General features: G+C 71.4%; 9 protein-coding genes and 2 tRNA genes. 7 read left to right on the top strand and 4 right to left on the bottom strand.

Translation table 11 applies throughout. The annotated features are described in order from the left end of the window. Nucleotides 1-100: 100 nt before the first annotated feature. A tRNA-Gly gene (locus tag IFT72_RS07415) sits at nt 101-171 on the bottom strand. Nucleotides 172-322: 151 nt separating this feature from the next. Between IFT72_RS07415 and IFT72_RS07410 the strand changes: the two genes are divergently transcribed. From IFT72_RS07410 to IFT72_RS07385, 6 genes are all read left to right on the top strand, one after another. After that, nucleotides 323-395, top strand: a tRNA-Pro gene (locus tag IFT72_RS07410). A gap of 64 nt (nt 396-459) precedes the next feature. Continuing rightward, a complete protein-coding gene (gene tig, locus IFT72_RS07405) occupies nt 460-1,785 on the top strand; it encodes a trigger factor (protein WP_192046045.1) in 1,326 nt (441 codons plus the stop codon). Between the two features lie 160 nt (nt 1,786-1,945). After that, a complete protein-coding gene (locus IFT72_RS07400; protein ID WP_056056453.1) occupies nt 1,946-2,533 on the top strand; it encodes an ATP-dependent Clp protease proteolytic subunit in 588 nt (195 codons plus the stop codon). Nucleotides 2,534-2,570: 37 nt separating this feature from the next. Beyond that, a complete protein-coding gene (locus IFT72_RS07395) occupies nt 2,571-3,233 on the top strand; it encodes an ATP-dependent Clp protease proteolytic subunit (RefSeq protein ID WP_056056452.1) in 663 nt (220 codons plus the stop codon). Between the two features lie 210 nt (nt 3,234-3,443). Then, on the top strand, nt 3,444-4,724 hold the full coding sequence (gene clpX / locus IFT72_RS07390) for an ATP-dependent Clp protease ATP-binding subunit ClpX (protein ID WP_056056451.1): 1,281 nt from the start codon (nt 3,444-3,446) through the stop codon (nt 4,722-4,724). 146 nt (nt 4,725-4,870) lie between these two features. Beyond that, nucleotides 4,871-6,436, top strand: coding sequence for a right-handed parallel beta-helix repeat-containing protein (locus tag IFT72_RS07385; protein WP_192046044.1), 1,566 nt, complete (start codon nt 4,871-4,873; stop codon nt 6,434-6,436). A gap of 73 nt (nt 6,437-6,509) precedes the next feature. Here IFT72_RS07385 and IFT72_RS07380 read toward each other — a convergent pair whose 3' ends face one another. Further along, entirely contained in the window at nt 6,510-8,555 is a 2,046-nt protein-coding gene (locus tag IFT72_RS07380) for a M3 family metallopeptidase (protein WP_192046043.1), read from the bottom strand. 95 nt (nt 8,556-8,650) lie between these two features. Between IFT72_RS07380 and IFT72_RS07375 the strand changes: the two genes are divergently transcribed. After that, complete coding sequence (locus IFT72_RS07375; RefSeq protein ID WP_192046042.1) at nt 8,651-9,472, top strand: methyltransferase domain-containing protein; 822 nt, start codon at nt 8,651-8,653, stop codon at nt 9,470-9,472. A gap of 56 nt (nt 9,473-9,528) precedes the next feature. Here IFT72_RS07375 and IFT72_RS07370 read toward each other — a convergent pair whose 3' ends face one another. Beyond that, a complete protein-coding gene (locus tag IFT72_RS07370; protein WP_192046041.1) occupies nt 9,529-9,789 on the bottom strand; it encodes a hypothetical protein in 261 nt (86 codons plus the stop codon). After that, nucleotides 9,789-12,395: a valine--tRNA ligase gene (valS, locus tag IFT72_RS07365; protein ID WP_244634307.1), complete on the bottom strand. Its 2,607-nt coding sequence runs from the start codon at nt 12,393-12,395 to the stop codon at nt 9,789-9,791. The genes IFT72_RS07370 and valS overlap by 1 nt, the downstream gene beginning before the upstream one ends. Nucleotides 12,396-12,404 lie beyond the last annotated feature (9 nt).

The raw sequence follows: 12,404 nt of genomic DNA, 5'->3' as shown, positions 1-12,404 counted from the left end.
TCGGCGTCGCCTACGCGACGGACGAGGCAGAACAACGCCCGGAGGAAGATTCATTCACGTCGCCGAAGGCGACGGACGCCGGAGGCGTCGAACCCATACGAGGGGATGACGGGAATCGAACCCGCGCCATCAGTTTGGAAGACTGAGGCTCTACCATTGAGCTACATCCCCGGAGCGGCCGTGCCGCAGCGGTGGCACCAACTATAAACCATGGGCTCGGCCCGCTCAGTCACGGGCGGCCGTGGGTCGGCTAGACTCACCGAGGCCTGTTCCCACCCGACCTCAACGGGGTGACCGGGGGCGGGCCGAGTCAGGTGATGCACGGGGCGTAGCGTAGTGGCTAGCGCGTCCGTTTTGGGGGCGGAAGATCGCAGGTTCGAGTCCTGTCGCCCCGACAGTCGTCTACCCCCGCTGTCTCGGTCGTGAGTTCAGCGCCACCAACACAGGAGAAGCCCTACATTGGTCCAGACCACGGTTGAGAAGCTCAGCCCCACGCGCGTCAAGCTCAACATCGTCGTCACCCCCGACGAGCTGAAGCCCAGCGTCACGCACGCCTACGGTCACATCGCCGAGTCGATCAACATCCCCGGCTTCCGCAAGGGCAAGGTGCCGCCGCCCATCATCGATCAGCGCGTCGGTCGCGAAGAGGTCCTGAACCACGCGGTCAGCGAGAGCCTCGACAAGTTCTACCGCGAGGCCGTCGCCGAGACCGAGATCCGCGTCCTCGGCCGCCCCGAGGCGGACGTCGTGGCCTGGCCCGACGTCAAGGACTTCTCGGGCGACCTGACGATCGCCGTCGAGGTCGACGTGCGCCCCGACTTCGACCTGCCCGACTACGAGGGCCTCGAGCTCACGGTCGACAGCGTCGAGATCTCCGACGAGGAGGTCGACGAAGAGCTGTCGAACCTGCGCACGCGCTTCGGCACGCTCGTCACGGTCGACCGTCCCGCGACGACGGGCGACTTCGCCCAGATCGACCTCACCGCCACCATCGGCGACGACGAGGTCGACTCGGCCAAGGGCATTTCGTACGAGATCGGCTCCGGCGAGCTCATCGAGGGCATCGACGAGGCCCTCGAGTCGCTGACCGCCGGTGAGAGCACCACCTTCGAGTCGAAGCTGCTCGGCGGCGACCGCGAGGGCGAGACGGCTCAGATCGCCGTCACCGTCACCGCCGTCAAGGAGCGCGAGCTGCCCGAGGCCGACGACGACTTCGCGCAGATCGCCAGCCAGTTCGACACCATCGACGAGCTCAAGGGCGACCTCAAGGAGCAGCTGGCCAAGTCGAAGACCTTCGGTCAGGGCGCCCAGGCGCGTGACCAGGTCGTCGAGAAGCTGCTCGAGGCCGTCGAGATCCCCGTCCCGGAGAAGCTCGTCGAGGACGAGGTGCACCGTCACCTCGAGCAGGAGAACCGCCTCGAGGACGAGGAGCACCGTGCCGAGGTGAAGGAGAGCAGCGAGAAGGCCTTCCGCAACCAGATCCTCCTCGACGCGATCGCCGAGAAGGAAGAGGTCAAGGTCGAGCAGGACGAGCTCACCCAGTACCTGATCCAGGGCGCCGCGCAGTACGGCATGGAGCCCGGCGAGTTCATCAAGGTGCTCGACCAGAACGGCCAGATCCCGGCCATGGTCGGCGAGGTCGCCCGCAGCAAGGCCCTGGCGGTCGTGCTGTCGAAGGCGAAGGTCGTCGACGGCGAGGGCGCCGAGGTCGACTTGTCCGCCTTCACCGCCACGGCGGGCGTCGGCGGCGACGACGACGACCACGAGGGTCACGACCACGCCTGATCGGGCGTGACGACCGGAGGGCCGGGTGCATCTGCACCCGGCCCTCCGTCGTCTCCGGGGCGCGGCCGGCAGTCAGTTATTGCCGTGGGCGAACAGCCCGGAAGTGCCGCGTTGCACCCGATAGGTTCAACAGCAAGCGACAACGAATGGGAGCTCCACCATGGCCGACGTGACACTGCCCAACAGTGTTTTTGACCGACTGCTCAAAGACCGCATCATCTGGCTCGGGTCCGAGGTGCGCGACGAGAACGCCAACGAGATCGCCGCGAAACTCCTCCTCCTCGCCGCTGAGGACAGCGAGAAGGACATCTACCTGTACATCAACTCGCCCGGCGGGTCGATCACGGCGGGCATGGCCATCTACGACGCGATGGAGTTCGTGCCGAACGACATCGTGACCGTCGGCATCGGCATGGCCGCCTCGATGGGCCAGCTGCTGCTCACCGCCGGCACCAAGGGCAAGCGCTACATCACGCCGAACGCCCGCGTCCTGCTGCACCAGCCGCACGGCGGCTTCGGCGGCACCAGCTCCGACATCCAGACCCAGGCCCAGCTCATCCTCTCGATGAAGCAGCGCCTGGCCGAGATCACGGCGGCGCAGACGGGCAAGACCGTCGAGCAGATCAACGAGGACGGCGACCGCGACCGCTGGTTCACCGCCGAGGAGGCCCTCGAGTACGGCTTCGTCGACCACATCCGCGGTTCGGCCACCGACGTCATCGGCGGCGCCGGCACCGACCAGGACTAGCCCCCACCCGATCATCAGCACAGAAAGAGAAGAACTCATGGAACTCCCGATGATGGGTGGCGCGGGTCGACTGCAGGCCCCCAGCTCCCGGTACATCCTGCCGAGCTTCGAGGAGCGCACGGCCTACGGCTACAAGCGCCAGGACCCGTACGCGAAGCTGTTCGAGGACCGCATCGTCTTCCTCGGCGTGCAGGTCGACGACGCCTCGGCCGACGACATCATGGCCCAGCTGCTCGTGCTCGAGAGCATGGACCCCGACCGCGACATCACTCTCTACATCAACTCGCCCGGTGGCTCGTTCACGGCCATGACGGCCATCTACGACACGATGCAGTACATCCGCCCCGAGATCCAGACGGTGTGCCTCGGCCAGGCGGCGTCCGCCGCGGCCGTGCTGCTCGCGGCCGGCCAGCCCGGCAAGCGCCTCGCCCTGCCCAACGCCCGCGTGCTGATCCACCAGCCCGCGACCGGCGGCAGCAGCGGCGGCCAGGCGTCCGACATCGAGATCCAGGCGAAGGAAGTGCTCCGCATGCGCACCTGGCTGGAGGAGACCCTCTCGAAGCACTCGAACAAGTCGCCGGAAGAGGTCAACCGCGACATCGAGCGCGACAACATCCTGGGTGCCGAGGAGGCGCTGGCCTACGGCCTCGTCGACCAGGTGCTCACCTCGCGCAAGAACCAGCCGGCGCTCACGCGCTGACCCCTGCACCGACCGGCCACCGCCGGTCAGGTACGACGTCGGAGGACCCCGGGCACGCGCCCGGGGTCCTTCGTCGTCCTCCCCGGTGCGCCCGGCGCGGGTCGATCCGGCCCGCAGGGCGGTGCGGGTGCGGGAGTGTCGGACGATCGGGTTAGGCTCGGGGGACGACGGCCGACAGGGGTCGACGACCAGCTGACAGGGAGGCCGGGCATGGCACGGATCGGTGAGAGCGCAGATCTGCTCAAGTGCTCCTTCTGCGGCAAGAGCCAGAAGCAGGTGCAGCAGCTCATCGCGGGCCCCGGGGTCTACATCTGCGACGAGTGCGTCGAGCTGTGCAACGAGATCATCGAGGAGCGCCTGGCCGAGGCCGGTGAAGAGCCCACGAGCGAGTTCGACCTGCCGAAGCCCCGCGAGATCTACTCGTTCCTCGAGGAGTACGTCATCGGGCAGGACGCCGCGAAGCGCGCCCTCTCGGTGGCCGTCTACAACCACTACAAGCGCATCCGTGCCGCGTCGACGCTGACGGCGGCCGAGTCGCTCGCCGACGAGGTCGAGATCTCGAAGTCGAACATCCTGCTGATCGGCCCGACGGGCTGCGGCAAGACGTACCTCGCCCAGACCCTCGCCAAGCGCCTCAACGTCCCGTTCGCGGTGGCCGACGCGACGGCCCTGACCGAGGCGGGCTACGTCGGCGAGGACGTCGAGAACATCCTCCTCAAGCTCATCCAGGCGGCGGACTACGACGTCAAGCGCGCCGAGACCGGCATCATCTACATCGACGAGATCGACAAGATCGCCCGCAAGGCCGAGAACCCGTCGATCACCCGTGACGTGTCGGGCGAGGGCGTCCAGCAGGCCCTGCTGAAGATCCTCGAGGGCACCGTCGCGTCCGTCCCGCCGCAGGGCGGTCGCAAGCACCCGCACCAGGAGTTCATCCAGGTCGACACCACCAACGTCCTCTTCATCGTCGCCGGAGCGTTCGCTGGCCTGGAGGACATCATCAGCAACCGGGCCGGCAAGCGCGGCATCGGCTTCGGGGCTCCCCTCCACAGCAAGGAGGACGAGGCGGCCCTGTTCAGCGAGGTCCTCCCCGAAGACCTGCACAAGTTCGGCCTGATCCCCGAGTTCATCGGCCGCCTCCCGGTGGTGACGACGGTCACGCAGCTCGACCAGGCAGCCCTGATGCAGATCCTGACCGAGCCGAAGAACGCCCTCGTGCGCCAGTACCAGCGCATGTTCGAGATCGACGGCGTCGAGCTCGAGTTCGACAGCGCCGCCCTCGAGGCGATCGCCGACCTCGCCGTCCTCCGCCAGACGGGGGCCCGCGGGCTCCGGGCCATCCTGGAAGAGGTCCTCGGGCCGATCATGTTCGACGTGCCCTCCGACGACACCGTCGGCAAGGTCGTCGTCACCCGCGCCTCCGTCATGGAGAACGCGGCGCCGACCATCGTTCCGCGCCTCGTCGAGCAGCGCACGGAGAAGTCCGCCTAGCGCGCAGCCCTCGACGTCGACAGCCCCGCGGGCCGACGTCGCCCGGAGAGCCCGACCGACGAGGTCGGGCTCTTCGTCGTCCTGCCCCCTTCGGGGCTCTTCCCCCGCCTCGACGGTCAGTGTTAGCGTGGATCGTGCATGAAAGCGTGAGTGATGTAAGAGTCGACGATGTGCGGCGTGGTCACGGGGTCACCCCCGACACGGCACCCGACGACATGTCGGGGCCGTCGTCGGGGCCGGTCGACCTGCGGGGCAGCGCCGACACGGGAGGCCGGCTCGGCCGGAGGGCGATGCTCGCCGCCGCGCTCGGCACGCTCGGGGCCGGGGTGCTGGCGAGCAGCCCGGTCGGTCGCGGCGACGCGGCCCACGCGGTGGGGGAGCCGACCGCCCCGGCGACCGGGGCTCCCGGCGCAGCGGGCACCGCGACTCCCGGGGCCCCGTCGGGGGTGCGTCGCTCGTCGGCCTCCGCGACGCTCGCGGCGGCGATCGCGGGCACGGAGGCTCACGGCACCCTCGTCGTCGACCGGTCCGAGACGACCGCGGTGCCGGTCGTGGTGGACCGCCCGATGACCCTGCTCTTCGAGGCCGGCGTGGAGCTGCGGACGACCCGGGACGTCAGCGCCCTCGTCGTCCGGGCCGACGACGTCACGCTGCGGGGAGCCACCGTGGTCGGGTCCGGCTCCGCGACGAGCGGGAAGGCCCGCGGGGTCGAGGTGGTCGCGACGGTCGGGGCTCCCGTGCGACGGCTGCGCGTGTCGGGCTGCTCGATCTCGCGCTTCTCGTACGGCGCCGTGTACCTCGAGCACGTGCGCGACTTCACGGTCGACGGCAACGTGCTCACCGACCTCGCGTACGCGGGCGTGATGCTGTTCTCCTGCCTCGACGGCACGGTGCGGGGCAACGAGGTCACGGGCGTGCACCAGTCGGGGTCGTTCCCGAACTCGTACGGCATCGCCGTGAACCGGTACTGGAACCAGTCGATCGACGTCGCGCCGCGCTCGGAGCGGATCACGGTGGCCGACAACGTCGTCTCGGACGTGCCGCTCTGGGAGGGCATCGACACGCACGGCGGGCGCGAGGTCACGATCGTCGGCAACCGCCTGACGGGCTGTGCGGTGGGGATCGCCGTCGTGCCCTGCAAGAGCCCCGACGGTGCCACCACCTACGCGCCGCTCGACTGCGTGGTGGCGTCGAACACCGTCGACGCGGGCACGCTCGCCGTGCCGCGCAACGGCATCGTCTTCAAGGGCGCGGGGTTCGGTTCGGGCACGGCCGTCGAGGAGGGCACCGGGGCGATCCTCGACAACACCGTCACGGGCTACGGGGGAGACACCCTCGACGCGGCGGTCTGCGTCTACTTCACCTCAGGGCTCGTCGTCGCCCGCTCGGTGCTGAACGGGTCGATCGCCCGGGCGCTCAACATCTACACGGGCAACCACGACCTGACCGTCGTCGACACCCTCGTCACCGGGCTGACGAGCCGCACGACGCAGCGGCCGAGCGTGATCGACGTCCGCCACCACGACAACTCGGCGCTCATCGTCCGCACCCGGTACGTGGCGACGCCCGGCAGCCGTGCCGACGCGGTGGGGCTCTACGCCGCGGTCGGCGGCAGCACGCTCGACCTCGTCGACAACGACTGGACGGCCACGGCGCGCGCCGTCTACTGCAGCGTCGAGAACACCCTGGCGCGGCTGCACGACGGGGCCTGAGCGCCGCGGGGCGCCCGGTGGCGCCTCGGGGCGTCAGGCCAGGCCGCGGGGCGCCCGGCGGCGCCGCGGGGCGTCAGGCGAGGCCGCGGCGCTCCAGCAGGGGCTCGACCCGCGCGTCGCGGCCGCGGAAGTCGCGGTAGGCCTCGAGCGGGTCGCGGGAGCCACCGACGCCGAGCAGCCGCGCGCGGAACCGGTCGCCGCCCGCCCGGCTGAGCCCGCCGTTCTCCTCGAACCACTCCACGGTGTCGGCGTCGAGCACCTCGCTCCAGATGTACGAGTAGTAGCCGGCGTCGTAGCCGCCCGAGAAGGTGTGGGCGAAGTAGGTGCTCGAGTAGCGCGGGGGCACCGGCGCGAGGTCCAGGCCCGCCGCGGCCAGCGCCTCCCGCTCGAAGGCCTCGACGTCGGTGACGGCGGCGGCCTCCGCGGCGGTGAGCGTGTGCCACGCCTGGTCGAGCAGGGCGCTCGCGAGGTACTCGCTCGTGGCGAAGCCCTCGTTGAAGGCCCGCGACGCGACGAGCCGGTCGACGAGGTCCTGCGGCATGCGCTCGCCCGTCTCGTGGTGCACGGCGTAGTTCTCGAGCACCTCGGGCCAGAGCATCCACATCTCGTTGACCTGGCTCGGGAACTCGACGAAGTCACGGAAGACGTTCGTGCCCGAGAACGTCGGGTACGTCACGCGGGCGAGCAGGCCGTGCAGGGCGTGCCCGAACTCGTGGAAGAGCGTGGTGACCTCGTCGAGGGTCAGCAGGGTCGGCGAGTCCGCCGCGGGCTTCGGCACGTTGAGGTTGTTCACCACGACCGGCGGCAGCCCGAGCAGCGCCGACTGCGAGACCAGCGGGTTCATCCACGCCCCGCCCCGCTTGGAGTCGCGCGTGTACAGGTCGAGGACGTACAGGCCCACGGGACGGCCGCCCCCCTCGGTCACCTCGAAGACCCGCGCGTCGGGGTGCGGGCCGACCAGGTCGGGGCGCTCGGCGAACTCGAGGCCGTAGAGCTGCGACGCCGCGAAGAACACGCCGTCGTGCAGCACGCGCTCGGCCTCGAAGTAGTCGCGCATCGCGGTCGTGTCGACGTCGTAGCGCTCGGCCCGGAGGCGGTCGGCCCAGAAGGCCCAGTCGGCCGCGGCGACCTCCTGCCGGCCCGCGGCGGCCCGCAGCTCGACGAACTCGGCCCGGGCGTTCGCGGCCGCGGGCGGTGCGAGCCGGCCGAGCAGGTCGGCGACGGCCAGCGGGCTGCCGGCCGTCTCGCCGGCGGTGACCCACGACGCGTGGTCGCGGTGGCCGAGCAGCTCGGCCCTCTCGGCCCGGAGCCGCACGATCTCGAGCAGGAGGGCTCGGGTGTCGTGCTCGCCGCCGCGTCGGCCCCGGGCCAGGGAGGCGCGCATCACCCGGTCGCGGAGGTCGCGGTCGGTGAGGTCGGCCAGCCACGGGTGCCCGGTCGGCAGCACGAGGGTGATCACCCAGCGCCCGTCGAGGCCGCGGTCGCGGGCGGCCTCGGCCGCGGCGGAGACCTGGCCGTCGCTGAGCCCGTCGAGCTGGCGGACGTCGTCGACGACCACGGCGAGGTCGTTCGTGTCGGCGAGGAGGTGCTTCTCGAACTGCGTGGTGAGGGTCGACAGGCGGCCGTTGAGGTCGCGCAGGCGAGCCTTCTCCGCGTCGCCCAGGCCCGCTCCCGCCCGCTCGAACGACCGCAGCGTGCGGTGCACGAGGTAGCGCTGTTCGTCGTCGAGGCCGGCCACGTCGTCGTCGCCGCGCTCGACCGCGTCGGCCACGGCGCGCACGCGGGCGTACAGGCGCGGGTCGAGGCGGATCGCGTCGTCGTGGGCCGCTAGCTTCGGCGCGAGCTCGAGCTCGAGGGCGTCGGTGGTGGCGTTCGAGTCGCTCGAGGCCCGGTCGAAGAAGACGTGCCCGACGCGGGTCAGCACGGCCCCGCCGCGCTCGAGCGCCGCGATCGTGTTCTCGAACGTCGCGGGCGCCGGGTCGGCGGCGACGGCCTCGACCTCGGCGCGGTGCTCGGCGAGGCCCGCCTCGAATGCCGGGGCGAAGTCGTCGTCGGTGATGGTCGCGTAGGGCGGCAGCGAGTACGGCAGCGGGCTCGGCTCGAGGAACGGGTTCGTCATGCGCCCACCCTACGAGCGGCCCGCCCGCCGGGGCGGGCGGGCCGCGCGGCGTCACGGGGGAGGGCAGCCCCGAGGAGGCGCGGTACAGTCCCCGCATGAGCTCACGCCCCGGTGCCCCCGCCACGTACACCCACGGCCACCACGAGAGCGTGCTGCGGAGCCACGCGTGGCGCACCGTGGCGAACAGCGCCGCCTACCTCGAGGCCGAGCTCGTGCCGGGCCGCCGCGTGCTCGACGTCGGGTCGGGGCCCGGCACGATCACGGTCGACATCGCGGAGCGCGTCGCGCCGGGCCGCGTGGTCGGCGTCGACGCGGCCGAGATCGTCGTCGAGCAGGCCAGGGCGCTCGCCGCCGAGCGGGGCGTCGACACGGTCGAGTTCGTCGTCGTCGCCGACGTCTTCGCGCTGCCCTTCGACGACGACTCGTTCGACGTCGTGCACGCGCACCAGGTGCTGCAGCACGTCGGCGACCCCGTCGCGGCCCTCCGCGAGATGCGCCGGGTGACCGTGCCCGGGGGAGTGGTCGCGGCCCGCGAGGTCGACTACCACGGCACCGTCTGGGCACCGGCCTCGGCCGGCCTCGACCGGTGGATGGACGTCTACCAGCAGGTGCACCGCGGCAACGGCGGCGAGCCCGACGCGGGGCGGGCCCTGCGGGGCTGGGCGCTCGAGGCGGGCTTCACCGACGTCTCGTGCACCGCCTCCTCGTGGTGCTTCTCGACCGACGACGAGCGCACCTGGTGGGGCGACAGCTGGGCGGCGCGGGCGACGGAGTCGGCCTTCGCGGCCGACGCCGTCGCGCGGGGCGTCGCGACCGCCGCCGAGCTCCAGGCGATCGCCGACGCCTGGCGGGCCTGGCGGGACGCCCCGGACGGCGTGCTCATGATGCCGCACGGCGAGATGATCGCTCGCGCCTGACGCCTGACGCCTGACGCCTGACCGGCGCCCGCCCCGGGCTCCGGGCCGGTCGTCGCTCAGGCGTCGGGGTCGGTGCCCTCGTCGTCGGCCTCGTGGATGCGGGCCTCGCCCGTGACGGCGTCGACGCGGATCGTCGTGCCGTCGTCGAGCTCGACCACCGGGCGGTGCTCGAGGTAGGTCAGGGTCCAGCGCCAGGTCGTGGCGTCGACGCCCTGCTCGGCGAGCTCGCGCTCGACCTGGGCGACCGCCCCGACGACCGGGGCGGGGAGGGCGGCCGGCGCCGCGCCTCCCACGCTCCACCGCGTGCCGAGCTGCATCAGGCGCCCGCCGCCGGGGCCGGGGCCTCGGGCAGCTCGCCGAGCTCGATGGCCGCGACGGCCAGCGCCTCGCCCTCGACGAACTCGAGCGACTGGATCTTGCCGACCGCCGCGAGGTCGGAGGCCGCCCCGCGGAGCACGGGGAGCTGGGCGGCCGGGGCCGCGATCGTCGCCGAGACCACGGGGGTCTTCTGCGACGCCTTCGCGTCCGACTTGGCGCGTCGCACGCCGATCAGGGCCTCGCCGACGAGCGCGAGCAGACCCGTGGGCTGCTCGACCTCGCCGAGCTCGGCCGCCGTGGGCCAGGAGGCGCGGTGCACCGAGCCGTCGTGGGTCCACGACCAGACCTCCTCCGTCGCGAACGGGAGGTACGGGGCGAGCAGGCGCAGCAGGCCGTCGATCGTGGTCTGCAGGGCGAGCACGGCCGAGGCCTGCTCGGCCGGCGTCGTCGCGCCGTACGCGCGCTCCTTGACGAGCTCGAGGTAGTCGTCGCAGAAGGTCCAGAAGAACTTCTCCGTGATCTCGAGCGCCCGGGCGTGGTCGTAGCCCTCCAGCGCGTCCGTCGCGGCGCCGATCACCGTGGCGAACTCGGCGAGCAGGTCGCGGTCGAGCGGCTCGGTGACGCGGTGCTCGCCCGAGGGCAGCTCGAACGAGTACACGAACTTCGCGGCGTTGAGCACCTTGATCGCGAGGCGACGGCCGATCTTGATCTGCTTCGGGTTCTGCGGGTCGAAGGCCGCGTCGGTGCCGAGGCGGCTCGAGGCCGCCCAGTAGCGGACCGCGTCGGAGCCGTGGTCGTCGAGCATGGCCGCCGGGGTGACGACGTTGCCCTTCGACTTCGACATCTTCTTGCGGTCGGGGTCGACGATGAAGCCCGAGATGGAGGCGTTCGTCCACGGCACCGTGCCGTGCTCGAGCTGCGACCGCAGGGCGGTGGAGAACAGCCAGGTGCGGATGATGTCCTGGCCCTGCGGGCGGAGCGAGTACGGGAAGACGAGGTCGAACAGCTCCGGGTCGGTCTCCCAGCCGCCGGCGAGCTGCGGGGTGAGCGACGAGGTCGCCCAGGTGTCCATCACGTCGAGCTCGCCCTGGAAGCCGCCGGGCACGCCGCGCTGCGACTCGTCGTAGCCGGGGGCCGCGTCGCTCGACGGGTCGACGGGCAGCGACGCCTCGTCGGGCACGATCACGTCGTCGAAGACGGGGTTGCCGTCGGCGTCGAGCGGGTACCAGACGGGCAGGGGCACCCCGAAGAAGCGCTGACGCGAGATGAGCCAGTCGCCGTTGAGGCCGTTGACCCAGTTGTCGTACCGCACGCGCATGAAGTCAGGGTGGAACGACACCTCGCGACCCCGCTCGAGCAGCGACTGCTGCAGCTGCTCGTCGCGGGCGCCGTTGACGATGTACCACTGGCGCGTCGACACGATCTCGAGGGGCTTGTCGCCCTTCTCGAAGAACTTGACGGGGTGCGTGATCTTCCGGATCTCGCCGACGAGCTCGCCCGAGGCCGTCAGCTGCTCGACCACTGACTGCTTGGCGCTGAAGACCGTCTTGCCGGCCAGCTGGGCGTACGCGTCGCGGCCCGCCTCGGACTCGATCGCGGCCGGGGCCTCGCTGACGAAGCGGCCGTCGAAGCCGATCACCGCGCGGTTCGGCAGCTGCAGCTCACGCCACCACGCGACGTCGTTCGTGTCGCCGAAGGTGCAGACCATCGCGATGCCGGAGCCCTTGTCGGGCTGCGCGAGGTGGTGCGCCACCACGGGGACCTCGACGTCGAAGAGGGGGGAGCGCACGGTGGTGCCGAAGAGGGCCTGGTAGCGCTCGTCGTCGGGGTGCGCGACGAGGGCGACGCAGGCGGGCAGCAGCTCGGGGCGCGTCGTGTCGATGAGCACGTCGCCCTGGCCGTCGGTGCGGTGGAAGGCGAGCTTGTGGTACGCCCCCGGCATCTCCTTGTCCTCCAGCTCGGCCTGGGCGACGGCGGTGCGGAAGGTGACGTCCCACAGGGTGGGCGCGTCGGCCTGGTACGCCTCGCCCCGGGCGAGGTTGCGCAGGAAGGCCTTCTGCGCCATGGCCTGCGAGCGGTCGTCGATGGTGCGGTAGCTCTGGGTCCAGTCGACCGAGAGGCCGAGCTTGCGCCAGACGTCCTCGAACTGCTTCTCGTCCTCGACCGTCAGGCGCTCGCAGAGCTCGACGAAGTTGCGGCGCGAGATCGGCACCTGGTCGGCGGCCTTCGACGACTTGCCGTCGCCGCCCTCGAAGGGCGGCGTGAAGTCGGCGTCGTAGGGCAGCGACGGGTCGCAGCGCACGCCGTAGAAGTTCTGCACGCGGCGCTCGGTCGGCAGCCCGTTGTCGTCCCAGCCCATGGGGTAGAAGACGCTCTTGCCGCGCATGCGCTCGAAGCGCGCCTTGACGTCGGTGTGCGTGTAGCTGAAGACGTGGCCGATGTGCAGGCTGCCCGAGGCGGTCGGCGGGGGCGTGTCGACGGAGAACACGGAGTCGCGGGTCGCCTCGGTGCGCGAGAACCGGTACGTGCCGTCGGTCTCCCAGACCTGGCCCCAGCGGGACTCGAGGCCCTCGAGGGCGGGCTTGTCGGGCATCGGTGACGTCATGGGCTGACT

The organism is Frigoribacterium sp. CFBP 8754 (genome assembly GCF_014841815.1).
Taxonomy (GTDB): domain Bacteria; phylum Actinomycetota; class Actinomycetes; order Actinomycetales; family Microbacteriaceae; genus Frigoribacterium; species Frigoribacterium endophyticum.
This window is presented reverse-complemented; position numbering and strand designations above follow the sequence as displayed.